The 18,912-nt window shown below is 65.3% G+C and carries 15 protein-coding genes; 7 read left to right on the forward strand and 8 right to left on the reverse strand.

Annotated elements, in window-relative coordinates; genetic code table 11:
* Nucleotides 1–146 precede the first annotated feature (146 nt).
* The 5 genes from hutI to IWX77_RS13865 form a co-directional block, all read right to left on the reverse strand.
* A complete protein-coding gene (gene hutI, locus IWX77_RS13845; RefSeq protein ID WP_196845099.1) occupies nucleotides 147–1,328 on the reverse strand; it encodes an imidazolonepropionase in 1,182 nt (393 codons plus the stop codon).
* Nucleotides 1,325–2,656, reverse strand: coding sequence for a formimidoylglutamate deiminase (locus IWX77_RS13850; protein WP_327012197.1), 1,332 nt, complete (start codon nucleotides 2,654–2,656; stop codon nucleotides 1,325–1,327). The genes hutI and IWX77_RS13850 overlap by 4 nt, the downstream gene beginning before the upstream one ends.
* A gap of 1 nt (nucleotide 2,657) precedes the next feature.
* Nucleotides 2,658–4,328 (reverse strand): urocanate hydratase, encoded by a 1,671-nt coding sequence (gene hutU, locus IWX77_RS13855; RefSeq protein ID WP_196845101.1) that lies wholly within the window; start codon nucleotides 4,326–4,328, stop codon nucleotides 2,658–2,660.
* Nucleotides 4,329–4,352: 24 nt separating this feature from the next.
* Nucleotides 4,353–5,003, reverse strand: coding sequence for an IclR family transcriptional regulator (locus IWX77_RS13860; RefSeq protein WP_196845102.1), 651 nt, complete (start codon nucleotides 5,001–5,003; stop codon nucleotides 4,353–4,355).
* Nucleotides 5,004–5,284: 281 nt separating this feature from the next.
* Nucleotides 5,285–5,752, reverse strand: a complete 468-nt coding sequence (locus tag IWX77_RS13865; RefSeq protein ID WP_196845103.1) for a hypothetical protein — start codon at nucleotides 5,750–5,752, stop codon at nucleotides 5,285–5,287.
* 378 nt (nucleotides 5,753–6,130) lie between these two features.
* Between IWX77_RS13865 and IWX77_RS17230 the strand changes: the two genes are divergently transcribed.
* The 4 genes from IWX77_RS17230 (at nucleotide 6,131) to IWX77_RS13885 (ending at nucleotide 11,827) form a co-directional block, all read left to right on the forward strand.
* Nucleotides 6,131–8,683 (forward strand): Ig-like domain-containing protein, encoded by a 2,553-nt coding sequence (locus IWX77_RS17230; RefSeq protein WP_327012196.1) that lies wholly within the window; start codon nucleotides 6,131–6,133, stop codon nucleotides 8,681–8,683.
* A 9-nt stretch (nucleotides 8,684–8,692) separates the two neighbouring features.
* Nucleotides 8,693–9,865: a threonine synthase gene (locus tag IWX77_RS13875; protein ID WP_196845104.1), complete on the forward strand. Its 1,173-nt coding sequence runs from the start codon at nucleotides 8,693–8,695 to the stop codon at nucleotides 9,863–9,865.
* 28 nt (nucleotides 9,866–9,893) lie between these two features.
* Entirely contained in the window at nucleotides 9,894–10,061 is a 168-nt protein-coding gene (locus IWX77_RS13880) for a hypothetical protein (protein WP_196845105.1), read from the forward strand.
* Nucleotides 10,062–10,210: 149 nt separating this feature from the next.
* Nucleotides 10,211–11,827 carry an isocitrate lyase gene (locus tag IWX77_RS13885; RefSeq protein WP_196845106.1) on the forward strand — a complete coding sequence of 539 codons (1,617 nt, stop codon included), beginning with the start codon at nucleotides 10,211–10,213 and terminating at the stop codon, nucleotides 11,825–11,827.
* Nucleotides 11,828–12,073: 246 nt separating this feature from the next.
* Here IWX77_RS13885 and IWX77_RS13890 read toward each other — a convergent pair whose 3' ends face one another.
* Nucleotides 12,074–13,096: an NYN domain-containing protein gene (locus IWX77_RS13890; RefSeq protein WP_196845107.1), complete on the reverse strand. Its 1,023-nt coding sequence runs from the start codon at nucleotides 13,094–13,096 to the stop codon at nucleotides 12,074–12,076.
* A 156-nt stretch (nucleotides 13,097–13,252) separates the two neighbouring features.
* On the opposite strand from IWX77_RS13890, the gene IWX77_RS13895 reads away from it, so the two are divergent.
* The 3 genes from IWX77_RS13895 to IWX77_RS13905 all read left to right on the forward strand — a co-directional run bounded on the left by IWX77_RS13895 (nucleotide 13,253) and on the right by IWX77_RS13905 (nucleotide 17,383).
* Nucleotides 13,253–13,651, forward strand: a complete 399-nt coding sequence (locus IWX77_RS13895; RefSeq protein ID WP_297413999.1) for a PPOX class F420-dependent oxidoreductase — start codon at nucleotides 13,253–13,255, stop codon at nucleotides 13,649–13,651.
* 366 nt (nucleotides 13,652–14,017) lie between these two features.
* Nucleotides 14,018–15,304 (forward strand): alpha/beta hydrolase, encoded by a 1,287-nt coding sequence (locus IWX77_RS13900; protein WP_327012195.1) that lies wholly within the window; start codon nucleotides 14,018–14,020, stop codon nucleotides 15,302–15,304.
* A gap of 240 nt (nucleotides 15,305–15,544) precedes the next feature.
* Nucleotides 15,545–17,383, forward strand: a complete 1,839-nt coding sequence (locus IWX77_RS13905; RefSeq protein ID WP_442784471.1) for a bifunctional metallophosphatase/5'-nucleotidase — start codon at nucleotides 15,545–15,547, stop codon at nucleotides 17,381–17,383.
* A 340-nt stretch (nucleotides 17,384–17,723) separates the two neighbouring features.
* Here IWX77_RS13905 and IWX77_RS13910 read toward each other — a convergent pair whose 3' ends face one another.
* Nucleotides 17,724–18,332 (reverse strand): hypothetical protein, encoded by a 609-nt coding sequence (locus tag IWX77_RS13910; RefSeq protein ID WP_196845108.1) that lies wholly within the window; start codon nucleotides 18,330–18,332, stop codon nucleotides 17,724–17,726.
* Complete coding sequence (locus tag IWX77_RS13915) at nucleotides 18,319–18,885, reverse strand: RNA polymerase sigma factor (RefSeq protein WP_196845109.1); 567 nt, start codon at nucleotides 18,883–18,885, stop codon at nucleotides 18,319–18,321. Before IWX77_RS13915 ends, IWX77_RS13910 begins: the two co-directional genes overlap by 14 nt.
* Nucleotides 18,886–18,912 lie beyond the last annotated feature (27 nt).

Consider the following 18,912-nt stretch of genomic DNA (forward strand, 5'->3'; position numbering starts at 1 on the left):
TCGGCCCCCTCCTCTGGGACCCCACCCAAACCTGGCGACCCGCCCACAGCCACCGCGCGAATACGCCCAGCCCAAAACCCCACTGGCGCACCTAGGCCAAAGTTGCCTGGAGTGGGTGGGATCGAACGCAGGGGTGCATCATCCGCTTACGGCATGGGCGCGACGCGCACACCCTGTCGCCAGACGGCGCCGGTCAGCGGAACCCCGACTCGGTAGGCCAAGTGCGAAATCGACGGAGCGTTCAGAACCTGCAAGTCGGCGCGGCCGCCGACAAACAGGGAGCCGATGGCATCCGTTCCCCGGTCGCGGCCGAGCGACCGGGCCGCACCGCGCGTGGCGGCCCAGACGGCCTCGCCGACGGTCAGGCCCATTTGCAACACGGCGGTGGCCACACAGTATGGCATCGAGGTCGTGTACGAGGTGCCCGGATTGCAATTGGTCGCCAGGGCGATGGTCACACCGGCGTCGAGCAGCCGTCGGGCGGGAGGAAACGGTTGTCGGGTCGACAGATCGCAGGCCGGCAGCAGAGTGACGACCGTCGCCCCGGCGGCCAGCGCGTCGATGTCGGCCGGTTCCAGATAATTGCAGTGGTCAACACTGAGGGCGCCGAGCTCGGCGGCCAGCCGCACGCCACCGCTGAAACCGAGCTGATTACCGTGCACGCGCAACCCCAGGCCGGCGGCACGGCCGGCCAACAGCACCTCACGGGTTTCCTCCACGTCGAACGCGCCCCGCTCACAGAACGCGTCGATGAACTGCACATACGGCAGCACGGCCTGCAGCATCGGCCCGGTGACGAGGTCGAGGTAAGTGCGACGACCCATGCCGGCGGGCACAATGTGGGCACCAAGAAAGGTCACGACATCGGCGACACTCGCGGCAGCGCGTGCCGAACGTGCTTCGCTCGCCACGTCGAGACCGTACCCGGTCTTCGTTTCGAGAAAAGTGGTGCCCTGCCCTTCCGCCTCGTGGCGCAGCCGCTGAGCCGTGGCCACGAGCTGGTCTTCGGTGGCGGCGCGGGTGGCGGCGACGGTCGTGTTGATGCCGCCGGCGGCGTAGGCCTGGCCAGCCATGCGGGCTTCGAACTCCGCTGAACGGTCCCCGCCGAACACGAGATGGGTGTGCGTGTCAACCCAGCCGGGCAGAACCGCGCGCCCGTCAACATCCGTTCGATGATCGGCCGCGGGTGCCCGGGCGGCCGGGCCGATCCACAGAATGCGGCCGTCGCCGACCACAAGGGCTGCGTCGTGCAGCCGCTCGCGAGGCGACGTAGATTCGACCTGCGTGGTCAGTTCGCCGATGCCCGTGATCAGTTCGGTGCTATTCATGCGCCGAGCCTAGCCAGAGCCTCTGTCATCAGCGCCGCCGGGTGGGCGCCGCCGGCCAGATCACCGCACTCGGCCACGAGGCGTCCGCCGACGATAACGCGCAGCACGTCAGACGCCGTCGCGGTCAACGGCAGCTGCCCGGGAACCGACCCGGCCGTGCGCACGCCCGTCGTGCTGATCTCGACGAGATCACAGGGGTCGCCGGGCTGCAGCCGATGTCGTCCGAGCCCGAGGGCGGCGTAGCCAGCAACAGTGGCGGCGCCCAGCAACGCGGCGGGGGCGAAACGTCCGCGCTTCAAGGACGCGAGCCGTTCACCCATTTCGAGACCGCGCATCTCCAGAAAAGGGTCGATGACCGCGTTCTGATCGGAGCCGAGAGCGATCGACGAGCCCGCCGCGGCCAGCGCGAGTGCCGGGCCGATGCCGTCGCCGAGGTCCGCCTCGGTGGTCGGACACATCACGACGCTCACTCCGGCGTCACCGAGCAGTTTTCGGTCATCGTCGCTCAGGTGCGTCGCGTGCACCACACTCAGCCGCGGTGCAAGAGCGCCCAGCGAATCGAGCAGGCCGGCCGGTGTCAGACCGTAAGCCGCCAGACAATCTGCGTTCTCCTGCGGCTGCTCCGACAGGTGAATGTGCAGGGGAATCTCCGGCGGCAGTCCGTCGAGCACCTCGCGCATCGCGTCGGGTGTCACAGCCCGAACCGAGTGCAGGGCCGCGCCGAGCGTCACGAGATCCTCGCCGGCGAGCTGCGAGCGCAGTGACTGCCACCGGGCCAGCCAACCGGCAGCACTCGAGTCGCCGAACGCGCGCTGCTCGGGCGCGAGCTCCCGCCCAATGCCGCCCTGCAAATACACCGTATCGAGCAGTACCAAACGGATGCCGACAGTTCGTGCCGCCGCGGCGAGAGCCAGTTCCATGGCATGCACAGGCTCATACGGCTCGCCATCACTGCGGTGGTGCAGGTAGTGGAACTCGCCGACGGCGGTGTAGCCGCTCACGAGCATTTCGGCGAATACCGCCGTCGCCAGTGACTGGTATGTCGAAGGGTCGAGCCGCGCGGCGACCCGGAACATGCGCTCGCGCCAGAGCCAGAAATCGCCGCCCTCCCCGTGCGTCTGGCCGCGCAACGCCCGGTGAAAAGCGTGCGAGTGCGCATTGCCAAAGCCCGGCATAACCGTTCCCAAACGGATGTCGGCGGCCTCGCACGCAGTTCGGGGCTGAACCCGCGCGATGTTCCCCGCCGCGTCCACCTCAAGCCGCACCCCCGCGACGGCGATCCCGTCAATCAGCAGTGATTCGCACCAGAACCCGGACGCCGCCGCCACCTCAGTCTTCCCACATGGGCACGCGCAGGCCGCGCTCGCGGGCCACCTCTTCGGCCCGCTCGTAGCCCGCATCGACGTGCCGCATGACTCCGGTGCCGGGGTCGTTGGTGAGCACGCGTTCGATCTTCTCGGCGGCCAACGCGGTGCCATCGGCGACGATGACCTGCCCGGCGTGGATGCTGCGGCCGATTCCAACGCCGCCGCCGTGGTGAATCGACACCCAGGTTGCGCCCGAGGCAGTATTCAGTAGGGCGTTCAGCAGTGGCCAGTCGGCGATGGCGTCGGAGCCGTCCAACATGTCCTCGGTCTCGCGGTAGGGCGAGGCGACCGAGCCGGAGTCGAGGTGGTCGCGGCCGATCACGATCGGCGCGCTGAGCTCGCCGGAGGCGACCATCTCGTTGAACTTGAGGCCGGCCAGATGACGTTCCTTGTAGCCCAGCCAGCAGATGCGGGCCGGTAGCCCTTCGAAGTGCACTTTCTCTTCGGCTTTGGTGATCCAGCGGTGCAACTGGGTGTCGTTTGGAAACAGCTCCAGTATGGCCTTGTCGGTGGCCAAAATGTCGGCCGGGTCACCAGAGAGGGCCACCCAACGGAACGGGCCTTTACCCTCGGCGAACAACGGGCGAATATAGGCCGGCACGAACCCGGGAAACTCGAAGGCTCGCTCGTAACCGCCGAGCTTCGCCTCGGCGCGAATGGAGTTGCCGTAGTCGAAAACCTCGGCTCCGGCATCCTGAAACTCGACCATGGCCTGCACCTGCTTGGCCATCGCGGCCCGAGCGCGCACGGTGAACTCTTCGGGGTTCTCGGCCGCGTAGGCGTGCCACTGCTCGATGGTGACGCCCTCCGGCAGATAGGAGAGCGGGTCGTGGGCGCTGGTCTGGTCGGTGACGATATCGATCGGCACCTCGCGAGCCAGCAACTCGCCGAACACGGTCGCGGCATTGCCGACCAGGCCCACCGACAGGGCCCGACGTTCGGTCTTCGCTGCGAGTACCCGGGCGATTGCCTCGTCGATGTCGTCTGTCATCTCATCGAGGTAGCCGTGGTCGACCCGGCGTTGTAGCCGCGCCGGGTCGACGTCGACGATGAGCACGACGCCGTCATTCATGGTCACGGCGAGCGGCTGTGCGCCGCCCATGCCTCCGGCGCCGCCGGTCAACGTCAGGGTGCCGGCGAGGGTGCCGTTGAACTTCTTGGTGGCGACGGCGCCGAAGGTTTCGTAGGTGCCCTGCAGAATGCCCTGGGTGCCGATATAGATCCATGATCCGGCGGTCATCTGCCCATACATGGTCAGTCCGAGATGCTCGAGGCGGCGAAACTCGGGCCAGGTGGCCCAGTCACCGACGAGGTTGGAGTTGGCGATGAGTACCCGCGGCGCCCACTCATGGGTGCGAAAGACGCCGACCGGTTTGCCCGATTGTACGAGGAGCGTTTCGTCTTTCTCCAGCGTTTCGAGGGTGCGCACGATCGCGTCGTAGCACTCCCAGTTGCGGGCGGCCTTGCCGGTGCCGCCGTAGACGACAAGATCGTCGGGTCGCTCGGCGACCTCGGGGTCGAGGTTGTTCATGAGCATGCGCAGCGGTCCCTCGGTCTGCCAGCTCTTCGCGGTCAGTTCGGTGCCGCGGGCGGCGCGAACGGGGCGTGCGGTGTGGGTCGCGGTGGTCGTCATGCGTATTCTCCTTCGAATGCGTTTCTAAACGGATGCTTCGTCGCGATACAGCGCGCGGCCTTCAGCGAGCAGAACCTGCGCCATCTGCTCGATGCTGTTCGGTGTGACTCGGTAGCTCGGAACGACCACGCTCAGGGCGCCGACCACGCGGTCTCCCACCCGGACCGGCACGGCGATGGCTGTGACGTCGTGCTCGACACCGTCGCTGACGACGCAGTATCCGCTCGCGTCGGTTGCGCCGTCGAGCACCCGGCCCGATGCACTGGACTCGGCGGGAAACCGGCGCCCGACCCAGTTGGCGTGCCGCACGGAATGGGTGCCTTCGACGATGGCAATATAGAGCCCTTGCCGACCGGGGGCCGGAACGCTCAGGTACGCGGATTCTCCGGTCTGCTCGACCACCCGGTTCATGGCTTCCTGGCACACGGCAACGAGCGATTCGTGGCTGAGTGCGAGCACGCCGAGCTGCACGATGGCCACCCCCGGCCGATATGCTCCCGCGCCGTCTCGACGCACGAACGACGTGGATTCGAGCGTGCGCAACAGCCGAAGGGCGGTGCTCGGTGACAGGTCGGTGGATTTGGCCGCATCGCCGAGGGTGACAAAGCCGCGCTCGCAGACCACTCTGAGCAGGGTCAGGGCGCGCTCGGCCGTGCGGGTGGTGCTGTCGGCCATCCGCTCACCTCTTATCGTGCACCCAGTAAAACACTGATTTCACTAGATGGCAATGGATTCGCCCATCCGTACTGTTGAGTGCAGCTCCGCGCTCCGAATGATGCGAGTAGCAGACCGTGGCGGGCGAAGATCTCGTCCGTCTGCTGGGCGTGGCGCTGCCTTCCTGTTTCGGTGAGCAAGCATCCGCTGGGAGAGAGCCGCTGGGACGCGGCCGGGGCTATTCGTCGCTGAACGTCGAGGCCGCCGCCGCCATGCCGCCTGATGTGGTGCGCGCAGGTGCCCTAGGACTCGGCTGAGATACGGTGCCTCGCCGGGCGGCTTTGCCGCTCCGCGTAGTGCACCATGACCGCCGCCACGACGCCGGCCGCCACGCCGAAGAACGCGCCGAAGGTGATGGTCACGCCGGCATACAGGCCGTCGTCCAACATCGACAGCACGATGCCGATGACGCCTGATAAGAGCACCACACCGCCCATCGCGCCGACTGCGGCGAGGATCGTTCGCGCGCGCGACGATTTAGTGAGGTGTCGATCAAAACCGGCCACGGCGGCGAGGCCACCGAGCAGCGCGGTGACCGCTATGACCAGGCCAATCACGCCGTAGTTCGCCATCGAGCGTACAACAAACCAGAACCGAAATTCGGTTTCTCCGCTGCCGCCGTTGGTCATCACAACGGCCACGGCCGAAGCGAGGAGAAACCCCACGATCGGTGCGAACACCGCGATGCGCCAGTACCGCCGAATTACCATAGGTCAACCCTACGTGGCATCCACCCTCAGTCCGTGTCGGGGTCGCTTACGGCCACCCAGCCGATCGGCACGACCGCCCCGTTGTGCAGCCGACTCTTGATGTGCACGACACCATTCACCGCACCGCGGCGCGTTTGCCGATCACCGAACCGGGAAACAGCGCCACACCGGTCGCGATGAAGGTATTCGCTCCTCTGGTCGATCCGTTCACGCGGGCATGCCGTCCGATCGTGACAGAGCTGCCCACGAGAGACGGATTCCCCGAGCGATCATGGTTTGAGGATATTCATCGACGCTGATTCCAACTGCCCTTGTCGGTCTCGGCGAACCGCACTACCTTGATGTCTACATCGTGGCCCGCACCGAAAGGACACGAAGATGAATTTTGTTCGTGCTCCGCAGCCGTCCCGCACTATTGGTCGCACCCTCGCCGCGCTCGCGTTGGGCGCCATGATCGCCACGTCGTTTTCGCTGCTGCCGACCAACGTTGCCGACGCATCCACGACGAGCGTCGTGCAAACCGCCCCGGACCTCGCCATGATCTGCGCCCGGCTCAAGGTCACGCTCGCCAAGACGGCGGTGTGCAGCCACGGACCTGACCCCGTGGGCGCGTTCGGCGGTGCGGCCAAGCTGAAGCAGACATCCGCTGCCGTGGAACAGGGCGTTGGCGCCGCACCGGCCTTGGAACTGACCGCACTGTGCGGCGTCGGCGGCGTCAGCAGTAAACGGATCGAGGTGATCTACGGGGTTCCGCAGGATCGCGCCAACCGGTACGCCAGCACCGTTGTCCCGCTGCGCGACACGATGCGGCAGGTCAACAACAATCTTGAGGCAGCGGATGCCGCCACCAGCCAGAATTACCGCTTTCTGTGCGAAAACGGCGCGGATGTCACCGTGCGCAACGTGACCCTGCTTCCGGTCGGCGCCGATGCCACCTTCACCTTTGATGACTATGTCGCCAGTCTGCAGAACCAGGTCACCTACGGTCTCGGGCCGGTCGACTACATCAGTAATGACCGTCTCTACATTGCCTATATCGATCAGGTGCAGGATTCCTATCCCTTCGGTGGCCAGGGTGAGCTGTCGATCGACGACCAACCGGATCCGGGTCTCAATGCCAATAATGACTCCCGCCCGCGCTACTCGATGTCGGCCTATCTGGACATGTCCGTGATCGCCCACGAGGTTGGGCACAACATCGGGGCGGTGCAATACACCGCGCCGCACTCGACCCAAGGTGGCCACTGCTACGACGATGCCGACCTCATGTGTTACCACGACGGAGGTCCGTACTTCGCCATGGGGGGCACGATGACCTTCACCTGCCCGGGCATTGACTGGGCCATCGACTGCCACGACGACGACTACTACTATCCGGGCGCCGCACCAGCGTCGAACTATCTGGCCACGCACTGGAATACCTCGAACAGCGGCTTCCTGACGCCCGTCGTGTCGACCGCCAAACCCGCCGCGCCGACCGCCGTCACGGCGATCGCGGGTGATGCCCGAGTATTCGTCTCGTGGGCTGGGCCCGCCGCAGGAACTCCGGTGGCAGACACCTACGTGGCGACGGTGAGCGTCGGCGGCACGGTCATGGCGTCGTCCACCGTCGACGGCGCGCTGCGCACCACCACGATTGACTCCCTGGCCAACGGAACCACCTATGTCGTCGCGGTCACGGCGGTCAACACCGCGGGGTCGAGCCCGGCAGCGAGCCCGGCAAACATCGTGACCCCGAGAGCTGCGACAATTCGCGAAACCTTCACCTCCTCGGCCGCGAACTTCACCGAAATCCGCGGCGGCACCTGGGCGGTGGCCTCTGGCCGGTATTCGCTCACCGCCCCGTCGACGGCGGCCCTGCCGAACGCCAACCTCGCCCTCCAGAAGACAGCCATGTCGGGGGACTTCTCTGTCATGGCCACCGGGGCGACCATTGCCACGTCGTCGCCCTGGAACGATTTCTCGATCGTCTTCGACTACCAAGACGCCTCCAACTACTACTTCGCGAACTTCAGCGAGGGTCAGGATGCTGTGAGCAACGGATTGTTCCGCGTTTCGAACGGCACCGCCTCACAGATCGCCGACATCGCCAGGACGATTGTGGCCGGCACCTACTACTCCATTCGCATCGAACGGCAGGGCTCGGTTATTCGCGTCTTTCGCGGGACCGCCCTTGTCGCCCAAGCCACCGACTCGACTCTCAACTTTGGCCGGGTCGGTTTTGGCAGTAAGAACGACGCGGCCAAGTTCGACGACCTCGTCGTCACTGGAACCGCCTCGGGCATCGATACGACCGCCCCCACGATCACGGCGAAGTCACCGGTGAGCCTCGCCACCCGGGTCACACAGACCGCCAACGCGACGGCAACGTTCAGTGAAGCCGTGCAGGGCGTGTCGACCGCCACGATGCGGCTGAAGAACCCGGCCGGCAGCGTTCTATCGGCCGCAGTCGCCTACGACACGACGACGCGGGTGGCAACACTGAACCCCGGTGCGAGCCTCGCGGCCGACACGAAATACAGCGTGAGCCTCACCGGGGGAGCCGCGGGTGTTCGCGATGCGGCGGGCAATCCGCTCGTGTCGACGGGGTGGAGCTTCACCACCGGACCGGCGCCCACCATCACCACCCGCGCCCCCGCGAGCGGGGTAACGGGCGCCAGTCGCACCGCGAGTGTCTCTGTCACCTTCAGTGAGGCGATGGCGGGGGTGGCGGCATCCACTTTCGGTCTGAAGAACACGGCAACCGGCGCCGCGATCGCCGCCGTCGTCTCGCGCAACGGCACCACCGATCAATGGATTCTGAACCCGGGCGGCACGCTCGCCGCGACCACCACCTTCACCGTCACCGTCACCGGCGGCACCACGGCCGTGCGTGACCTTGCCGGTAACCCCGTCGCAACGAGCACCTGGAAGTTCACCACCGGCAGCTAGTCTGAAACGATGAGTGATCTGCCCGATCTCGTCTGCTTCGAGTGCGACGCAATCTACCCGGTCGAGAGCCTGGTCTGGCGGTGCACCTGCGGCGGCGTTCTCGACGTCGCCGAGTTCGCTTTTAACGTGGATGCCGCGGCTCTGCCCGAGCGCACCCCGTCACTCTGGCGCTATGCCGAGGCGCTGCCGATCGAAGTCGACCCGACAATCACACTGGGGGAGGGACTGTCGCCGCTCGTACCGTCCCGCGCGCTCGCCCATGTACAGCTCAAACTCGACTTTCTGCTGCCGACGCTCTCGTTCAAAGACCGCGGAGCCGTGGTGCTCGCGACCCTCGCCAAACGGCTGGGCGTCACAAACGCCATGGTCGACAGCAGCGGAAATGCCGGAACGGCGATGGCCGCCTACTTCGGGCGGGCCGGCATCGGCTGCACGGTGTACGTTCCCGAATCCACGTCGCCCGGCAAGCTCGCGCAGATGCGCGCGCACCGTGCCACGGTTGAACTGGTGCCCGGCTCGCGAGCGGATACCTCCGCAGCGGCCCTTCAGGCGGCGGGGCAGGACGGCGTGCTGTACGCGAGCCACGTCTACCACCCGTACTTTCTGCACGGTGTGAAAACCTACGGCTACGAGATCTGGGAGCAGCGCGGGCGCTCGCTGCCAGAGACCGTCGTCGTTCCGGTCGGCAACGGCACGATGGTGCTCGGCTGTTACCTCGCCCTCAGCGAGCTGGTTGCCGCTGGGCTTGCTGAGCGGATGCCGCGGATCATCGCGGTGCAGGCTTCTGCTTGTTCACCGCTTGAACAGGCAATGGAGCTGGGACTCGACGCCCCTCTGGCCGTTGACGGCGGTGCCACGATCGCGGAGGGCATCGCCATTGCGGCGCCTCCCCGGGGAAAACAGATAGTACGGGCCGTGCGCGCCACCGGCGGCACCATCGTCTCCGTTACCGACCAACAGACCGCGGCCGCATGCCAGGAACTTGCCAACGAAGGACTCTTCGTGGAGCCGACCTCGGCGGTGTGTTTCGCCGCTGTGCGTGCCGCCGTCGACCAGGGCTTCGATGACGCCAGCCCCACCTGGGCGGTCGCCGCGAGCCTGCTCACGGCCCGATCGGTTGTCGTGCCCCTGTGCGGCGCCGGCCTGAAATCGCCCGGTGACACGAGCCGCATGCACGCATGAGTTTTCTGTGGCTCACCAAACTGGCCGGATGCTCGCCACCGACAATGCACTCACCTGCCCCGCGTGCGGCAGCGAGATGATCACGGACGGCGTCGATACCGCCGACGGCCTGGAATTCTGCCATCGGTGCCCGAAGTGCCGGCTGGTCATCGTGTGTCCGGCCGAAGGCCGGAATCGACCTATCTGCAGCGAATAACTTTCTAAAAACAGAAGAATCTATATTCTTCTGCACAGCTTCCCGGAGAAGACCGGTTGTTCTTGCGTCAATCTTGATTCAGCAGCCGATAGCGGCCCGTTGAGTCAGTAGTCCCGGCTCAGCCCACCACACACGTCGAAGGAAAGAACATGACTGTCTACCAGAAAGACATCGAGGCCATCGAAGCTCTCAAGCAGCAGGTTGGAAGCAGCTGGGACGCCATCAACCCCGAGTCCGTCGCGCGCATGCGTGCGCAGAACCGGTTCAAGACCGGCCTCGAGATCGCGCAGTACACCGCGGACATCATGCGTAAGGACATGGGGGAGTACGACGCTGATTCCTCCGTTTACACCCAGTCGCTGGGCGTCTGGCACGGTTTCATCGGCCAGCAGAAGATGATCTCAATCAAGAAGCACCTGAAGACGACCAACAAGCGCTACCTCTACCTCTCGGGTTGGATGGTTGCTGCACTTCGCAGCGCGTTCGGTCCGCTCCCCGACCAGTCCATGCACGAGAAGACGGCCGTCCCCGCACTGGTCGAGGAGCTGTACACCTTCCTTCGCCAGGCTGACGCCCGCGAACTCGACCTGCTGTTCACGGGCCTCGACAACGCACGCACCGTCGGCGACGACTTGACGGTCGCCGCGATCCAGACGCAGATCGACAACTTCGAGACCCACATTGTGCCGATCATCGCCGACATCGACGCTGGATTCGGTAACCCCGAGGCGACGTACCTGCTCGCCAAGAAAATGATCGAGGCCGGTGCCTGCGCCATCCAGATCGAGAACCAGGTCTCGGACGAGAAGCAGTGTGGTCACCAGGACGGCAAGGTCACGGTTCCTCACGAGGACTTCATCGCCAAGATCAACGCCGTTCGCTACGCTTTTCTCGAACTCGGCATTGAGAACGGCATCATCGTCTCGCGCACCGACTCGCTCGGTGCCGGCCTCACGCAGAAGCTCGCCGTGACCAACGAGCCCGGCGACCTGGGCGACCAGTACAACTCGTTCCTCGACGTTGATGAGATCACCGAGGCCGACCTCGGCAACGGCGATGTCGTCATCAAGCGGGACGGCAAGCTGCTGCGCCCGAAGCGCCTGGCCAGCAACCTGTTCCAGTTCCGTGCCGGAACCGGTGAGGCTCGCTGCGTGCTCGACAGCATCACGTCGCTGCAGAACGGTGCCGACCTGCTCTGGATCGAGACCGAGAAGCCGCATATCGGCCAGATCGCCGCGATGATGAACGAAGTTCGCAAAGAGATCCCGAACGCCAAGCTGGTCTACAACAACAGCCCGTCGTTCAACTGGACCCTCAACTTCCGTCAGCAGGCGTACGACGCACTCCTCGCCGAGGGCAGGGACGTGTCGGCTTACGACCGCGCCAAGCTCATGAGCGTCGACTATGACGAGACCGAACTGGCCCTGAACGCCGACGAGAAGATCCGCACCTTCCAGCGCGACAGCTCGGCCGAGGCCGGCATATTCCACCACCTCATCACCCTGCCGACGTACCACACGGCCGCACTCTCGACCGATGACCTGGCCAAGGGCTACTTCGCCGACCAGGGCATGCTCGCCTACGTCAAGGGCGTGCAGCGTCGCGAAATTCGTGAGGGAATTGCCACGGTCAAGCACCAGAACATGTCTGGATCTGACCTCGGTGACAACCACAAGGAGTACTTCGCCGGCGACGCCGCGCTCAAGGCTGGCGGCGTGAACAACACGAGCAACCAGTTCGACGAGCCGGCTCTCAGTAGCCACTGACAGCCACGCCACTGACAGCCACGCCACTGACTCCAACGGAATGAGTTACGAAGAAGCCCCGGTCAACTGACCGGGGCTTCTTCGTTGATGTGCCGGCGACGCCGGAACCTGATCTTTGGCCGTGTTCTTCGAAGTAGCCGCGCCGGAGAGGAGATCCCGCCGTGACGCGTCGTGCCAATGCCGGATCGTCGGCGGGCGCGGGTCAGCTCCGGCCCAATTCTTCTGGTTCGGCATCCGTCCATGGCCTCAGCGTCGGCCGTCGGACTCCAGGCGCAGCCGAATCAGCCGGTGCGGGCCATCCTCTTGAAGCTCGGCCAGGTCGCTGCGCGAGGCGAGAAAGTCGGTGAAGGAGCGGTAGCCGAGCGGCTTCTCATTGAAGGCCGGGTCCATCCTGCGCATCTGGTTCTTGACCGTGCCCGTGTTGAGCCACTCGTCGGCGTCGCCCTTCGCGTGACCGATCTGCAGTGCGCGCACGAGGAGCTCGGTGGCGACCGTCTGCGGATCGGTGTCGTCAGCTGGTTCCGACTCGTCGAACTGCGAGTCCTCGGTGTGGGAGAACATCGGGTTCGTTGTGGGCTTGCGGGCGGTGCTGGGCGCTACCGTGACCTCGACATCAGCGGGTTCGACAGCCCTCTTGCCCGATCTGCGTCTCTCGGCTGGCGCGGGGGCCGGGGAGGCGGCTGCGGTGACCGTGCCGATTCCGGGGAGCGAGTCGTAATCTTCGAATTCGTCGCAGGCCGCTGCGAGCGACGTGCTCGTCGACCCGGCGACGCCGATGCCGACGACAAACCGGCCGAGTCGTTTGGACTTCTGGGCGAGGGCGATGTAGTCGGAGTCGCCAGCGACGATGATCACGTGGGTGAGGTCGGGCAGGCGAAAGAGATCTTCGACCACGTCGACGGCGAGACGGATGTCGGCACCGTTCTTCGTTCCCCGCGTCGTGGCGGTGAACAGCTGGGTGAGGTCAACCGCGCGAGACATGAGCTGACGTTGGTAGTTCGCGTTCACGGGGACTGACCAGTCGGCGTAGGCCCGGTTGACGACCAGGGCTCCGAAAGATGCGGCGAAATCGATGATGGCGTTGAAGTCGACGGTCGCGGCGGCCAGTCTCGCGGCGATCTCGGGGTCGGCATCCGGGCTCGTTTTGTCAAAATCGCGGATGCCGTCGCGCTGAAAAGCATTTCGCCCGTGCAGCTGCTGGTAGCGCGAGATGACGATGTTATCGAAGTCAATGTAGAGGCCAACGCGTGCATCGTTCGGTTCGGTCATGTGAGCTCCTTAGCCGACAGCGGAAGACTCAGTTGCGATCCGATACCCCTAGTCTGAGGCCAGCAACGCGGCGAGAGCAACTCGCGTGCCGAGAGCGCCCGCGAGCTGGCGAGAGCACCGGTGGACGTGAACGAAAGAGACCAACATACTTGCATCGTGACTCTCGATTCAGCACTGGACGCGTTAGGAGACGAGCGCTTCGTCTCACTCACGACTTTTCGCAAGTCAGGTGAAGGGGTGTCGACCCCGGTTTGGATCGCCCGCGATGGTGATGCACTCGTCGTGACGACCCCGGAGGGCACAGGCAAGGTGAAGAGACTGCGCAATAGCGCTCGTGTCGAGCTTCGCCCCTGTGACCGGATGGGCAAGGTGAAAGAGGATGTGGCATCCGTCGCTGCACGGGCAGAGATCGTCACCGTGGCCGGCGTCACGGAACGCCTGAACGTCATCTTTCTCGGTAAGTACAAGCTTGAATATCGAATCATCATGCTGATCGAGCGTCTGGCCAAAAAAGGCAGGCGGGATCGCGTGATGCTCCGGATCACGTCGGCTTGACCAGGCTGATTCCCCCCATACATGAATGCCGAGACCCGGAACGCTGTCATTGTGTCGCTGTCGGGCGCTCCACATCTCGAAGGTGACGGGCATCGTGGCTGACTGGGGAGACAGAATGAGTGCGCACGATGTTGTTTCGGTCTGAGCCGGCCTTGCTGGGTGAGCGCTTCCCGCTCCCGACGTCGTCTGCTCCCGACCGTTGGGTCCGCTTCGGGACATGCGCAGAACTGGTGTCAGCGCCGAACACCTCGAATCGCTATACCGGGGGTCGCAGACTTCAGACCGGACGTCGTCAGCTGAGCAATCGTCGATGGGGCTAAGCTCTCATTCGACCAGTTAGGCGGGACACCCATTAACGATCTCGGTATGGCCGTGCTGCGCATCGACATCGTCAATGCCCCCCTGCTCTACATCGTTCTCGGACTTGCGACCATCGATCTCGGTTACCTGTTATCGCGGCCACCGACCAAGCGATGGATCGTGACGGTGCTGATCGCGGTAGTCGCCGGTCTCGGTGTCGCCGCGGCGGCGTGGTTCGTGGTGGTGACGGCTGTCGACCTGTTCGGTATGTCGCCCGGGCTGGTCTCCTTCTTGTGGCTTGTAGCAACGTGCGTGGCGATCGCTGTTGCCATCGCGAATCTCCTGCGGTCGCGCGTGCGCCGAAAGATCGCTGCCTCGGCATCCGTAGTGTTATTCCTCGTGGCGGGAACGCTGGCGATCAATGCGAGCTTCGGACTGAACCACACTGTGGGCTCGCTGTTCGGCGTCACAACGGAATCGGCGATCGCGCTCCCCTCTGCTGCAGGGTCGGGCGCAGGCGGCGCGCTATACCGAAGCTGGGTAGCTCCGGCCGACCAGCCCGCGAAAGGCACGACCGGGAGCCAGATCATTCCAAACACGGTATCGGGATTTACGTCGAGGCCGGCCGGAATCTATCTGCCGCCCGCAGCGCTGGTTGCGAAACCGCCAGCGTTGCCGCTGGTGATCCTTCTCATGGGGCAACCGGGAAACCCCGATCCGTCGTTCATCGCCGCGACGCTGGACCGCGATGCTGCCGCTCACGCCGGTCTGGCCCCAATCGTCATCGTCGCCGACCAACTCGGCGACCCTTCCGGTGACCCCCTGTGCCTGGACACTCCAAACTCTGGCAACGCCGAGACCTTTATCACCACGGATGTCGTCAATTGGGCACGGGCGAACCTCAACATCATCAACGACCCACGCTACTGGACCATCGCCGGCTATTCCAATGGCGGACAGTGCGCCATTTCACTGGCCGCCAAGCACCCGGACCTGTTCTCGAACGTCGTAGACATCTCCGGTGAGGAGTTCGCTGGATCGGAGATCCAAGCGGCGACACTCGCCGATGTCTTCCACGGTGACCAGGCCGCGTATGACGCGGTGAAGCCCATCAACCTGCTGGCCGCCAAGAGATTTCCCAACACTGTCGCGGTGTTCACTGTCGGGTCGGACGATGTGGGTTTCATCCCGGGTCAGAAACGCATGGCGGATGCGGCAGCGGCCGCGGGCATGACCGTCACGTATTGGGAATCACCTAACGGGGGGCATGTTCTACCCGCTCTTACGGATGGGCTCGACGAGGCATTCGTCATCATGTATCCGCGGCTCGGGCTGGCGCCGCCAGCCGGTTGATTCGGACCTGGATAGCGTGCCCTCGACAACGTCGCTGAGCGCACTGCGCGCTGGAGTATGCAGCAGGGATCACTTCCCTGAGGAGATTGCACACGCGGACTGAATATTGCTCACCCGCTCACCACGCGACTCTGACGAGGCCCTGGACTGATTGACAGGCCATCTCGGACGGGTCTACCGTTATTGTTGGGGGTTGATCACTTGCCTCACGACGCCTCCATCCAGCGGCGCACCTAGGGAGTGAATTTGCCAATTCAACTGACTCGACGCACCGTGCTGGGTAGTTTCGCGGCGGTGAGCGTTCTGACCGCAGCCGGCATGACGCCGGCCCAGGCCGCAGAGCGTGGGGGGCGACATCGCCCAGGAGACTCGGTCTCGCTGACAATCATGGGCACGACCGACCTGCACGGCTGCGTCTTCAATTGGAACTACTTCCAGAACGCGCAATACGACGACTCCGGGAGGAACGACATCGGCCTGGCCAAGGTGGCCACGCTCGTCGAGGCGGTCCGTCTGCAGCGCGGGCGCGAGAACACGCTGATGATCGACGCCGGCGACACGATTCAGGGAACTCCACTGGCCTACTATTTTGCGCGCATCGCGCCGATCACCGGCGGTCACCTGCACCCGATGGCCGCGGCCATGAACTACATCGGCTACGACGCCGCAGCCCTCGGCAACCACGAGTTCAACTACGGCATCCCGCTGCTTCGAACCTTCGCCGATCAGCTCGACTTTCCGCTACTCGGCGCGAACGCGCTGGACGCAGCGACCGGACTGCCTGCCTTCGCGCCGTACGTCATCAAGACGATCAAACCGGCCGGTGAGAAACCGATCAAGGTGGGCATCCTCGGCCTGACCAATCCCGGGATCGCTATCTGGGACAAGGCGAACGTCGAGGGTCAGCTGACGTTTCCCGGCCTGGTCGAGCAGGCCGGGGTCTGGGTGCCCCGCATGCGTGCCGCGGGGGCGGATGTCGTCGTCGTGGCCGCGCACTCCGGCGCCACGAACTCGTCGTCCTATGGCGACGCCCTCCCGTATCCCGAGAACGCGGCAACCCTGGTGGCCGAGCAGGTTCCCGGGATCGATGCGATCCTGGTCGGTCATGCCCACCAGGAAATCCCGGAGCGACGAGTCGTCAACTCACAGACCGGTCGCACCGTGATTCTGACCGAACCGCTCCGTTGGGGTATGCGTTTGTCTCTGATCGAGCTGTCGTTGGTCAAGCGCAACGGCCGATGGGCGGTCGAGAGCGTCGGATCCAGCGTGCTCAACAGCAACACCGTTCCCGAGGATCCTCAGGTAATCGACCTGCTCGGCGCCGACCACGACACGGTCATCGGTTACGTCAACTCAGTCATCGGCAGCTGCACCGAGGCGATGTCCTGCGCCACCGCGCGCTACGAGGACAGCGCGGCACTGGACTTCATCAACCTCGTGCAGGGTCAGGCGGTGCGCGCGGCGATTGCCGGGACACCACAGGCCGGCCTGCCGATCCTGTCAATCGCGGCCCCGTTCAATCGGGAGGCCGCGATCCCCGCCGGCGAGGTGACCGTTCGCGACGTCGCCGGGCTGTATATCTTCGACAACACCCTTCTCGGCATCACCCTCACCGGCGCAGAGGTCAAGGCCTACCTCGAGAAGTCTGCCCGGTACTTCACACAGGTCACCGGCACCGGGCCCTTCACGGCGGACCAGCTCACCAACGCGGTCACCGCCGTTGCGCCGACGGGCACGCCGGACTACAACTACGACGTGATGGGGGGACTCGACGCACCGCTCAGCTACAAGATCGACGTCGCCAGGGATCCCGGTTCAAGGATCATCGACCTCAACTACAACGGTGACCCAATCGACCCCACGGCGCAGTTCGTCGTCGCCATCAACAACTACAGGCAGTCCGGCGGCGGCGCTTTCCCCGGGGTCACGGCCGCGCCTGTGGTCCACAATGCCCAGCAGGAGATCCGCCAGCTCATCATCGACTGGGTCACCCGGGCCAAGGCGGTGGAGCCACCGTCGTTCGCACGCGTCGATTGGACACTCGTCTCAGGCGGTGCGCCGGTGCAGATCAGCGGTTAATGCCGGGGGAGCGGTCCGGGCTCTCCCGGGCGAGTCGCGGATGTGCCTCGGTCACGCCAGTTCGAGTCGGAGAGCGGCACCTCGATCACCCGGGACACGCCGTCGGTGGAGCCCCGTCCGGCGATGACCCGGTACGCCGCGGTCTTGACGTGCCGCGGTCTTGACGTCCGCGGTGATCGCCTCGAACTCGGCCTCGGAGAACTTCGCGCGCCCAGGCGTGACGGGAGAAATGTCATCTGCCGCCGATTCCTGTCGAGGAATCGCCAGCGACGGCGTTTCGCACGCTATGGATGGGACGATTCGATCCGCTGTTCCCGTCGGCCGCTCTCGCGGGCGTGGATCAGCCGGGAAATGCTGTGTCGTAGACGGCGCGGAGCTCGGCGCTGTCGGCCCCGGTGACGCCGCAGCCGGTAATCGTTCCGTCGAGTGCGCCGACGAGGTAGCTCTGGCCGACCGCGAAGGGCACGCCCGAGAAGTCGGAGGTCATCGCGTCGACCTGCGTCACCTCGACGCGGTCGGCGACGTCGCCGGTGAAGCGTTCCGTGACCTCCAGCACAACGGTGTCCCCCTGGATCTGCAGCACCGTCGCGGCGAACGCCTGCTCCTGCGCGGCGACGGTCGCCGGCTCGAGCGCGAGGCAGCTGCCGCTCGCGAGGCCTCCGCCCAGGGGCGGCTGCAGCGCCTCGACGGTGGGTTTCGGTCCGCCGAGGGTGAGGGGCACGACGATTGCGGCGGCGATGGCGAGGCCGACGGCGACGCCAACCACCGGCATCCACCGCCGGAAGAAGGGTCGCGGCGCCTCGGGGGTGACGGTCCCGGTGCTGGGGGTCTGGTCGGTCATGATCTGCTCCATTCTGTGGTCGAGCCACGTCGGCGAGGCAGGGGGCAGAGTGCGGGCCGGATCGGCGGCGCGCAGCTGATCTTGCAGCGCACGGTCATCGTCGTGCATTTGTGCTCCCTTCGTCATGGGATACATGTCCGGTCGGGCTATCAGATTTCAGTAGCTCCTGCTTGAGGCGCGCTTTCGCACGGTGCAGTCGGATCGCCGCGGCGTTCGCGCTGATACCGAGCACGAGGGCAATCTGCGGGCTCGTCAGCTCGTCCCACGCCCACAGGCACAGGATCTCGGCGTCGTGGCGACGCAGGCCGCCGAGGGCGGTGGTCACGCGGGCGTCGGCGGTGGTGCCGTCGACGGTGGATGCTGCGGTGCTGTCGTCCGCAGCGACCGGCGGTGGGTCGATGGCGATGATACGGCCGATGAGACGGGTGCGGCGACGCTCGGCCCGCCGTGCGTTGCTGAGGCACTGCCGAGCGACGACGATCGCCCAGGGGAGGGCGTCGTCGGGCACATCGTCGAGGCGGCGCCAGCACACCAGCAGGGTGTCGCCGAGCACGTCGTCGGCCGTCGCGGCGTCGGTGCGGCGGTGCAGGTAGCGGCGCACGGGGTCGGCGACGAGCACGACGAGGTTGCGCATCCGCTTGTCGCGCTCGGTGTCTGTCACAACTCTCATACTGAGGCATGTCCGGCA

The organism is Cryobacterium sp. CAN_C2, assembly GCF_015751745.1.
In the GTDB taxonomy this organism is placed as follows: Bacteria; Actinomycetota; Actinomycetes; order Actinomycetales; family Microbacteriaceae; genus Cryobacterium.

What these genes read in the sequence shown, in the direction of transcription:
- hutI (WP_196845099.1), bottom strand. Translation starts at nt 1,328, where the DNA reads ATGAATAGCACCGAACTGATCACGGGCATCGGCGAACTGACCACGCAG.
- hutU (WP_196845101.1), bottom strand. Translation starts at nt 4,328, where the DNA reads ATGACGACCACCGCGACCCACACCGCACGCCCCGTTCGCGCCGCCCGC.
- IWX77_RS13860 (WP_196845102.1), bottom strand. Translation starts at nt 5,003, where the DNA reads ATGGCCGACAGCACCACCCGCACGGCCGAGCGCGCCCTGACCCTGCTC.
- IWX77_RS13865 (WP_196845103.1), bottom strand. Translation starts at nt 5,752, where the DNA reads ATGGTAATTCGGCGGTACTGGCGCATCGCGGTGTTCGCACCGATCGTG.
- IWX77_RS17230 (WP_327012196.1), top strand. Translation starts at nt 6,131, where the DNA reads ATGAATTTTGTTCGTGCTCCGCAGCCGTCCCGCACTATTGGTCGCACC.
- IWX77_RS13875 (WP_196845104.1), top strand. Translation starts at nt 8,693, where the DNA reads ATGAGTGATCTGCCCGATCTCGTCTGCTTCGAGTGCGACGCAATCTAC.
- IWX77_RS13880 (WP_196845105.1), top strand. Translation starts at nt 9,894, where the DNA reads ATGCTCGCCACCGACAATGCACTCACCTGCCCCGCGTGCGGCAGCGAG.
- IWX77_RS13885 (WP_196845106.1), top strand. Translation starts at nt 10,211, where the DNA reads ATGACTGTCTACCAGAAAGACATCGAGGCCATCGAAGCTCTCAAGCAG.
- IWX77_RS13890 (WP_196845107.1), bottom strand. Translation starts at nt 13,096, where the DNA reads ATGACCGAACCGAACGATGCACGCGTTGGCCTCTACATTGACTTCGAT.
- IWX77_RS13900 (WP_327012195.1), top strand. Translation starts at nt 14,018, where the DNA reads ATGGCCGTGCTGCGCATCGACATCGTCAATGCCCCCCTGCTCTACATC.
- IWX77_RS13910 (WP_196845108.1), bottom strand. Translation starts at nt 18,332, where the DNA reads ATGCACGACGATGACCGTGCGCTGCAAGATCAGCTGCGCGCCGCCGAT.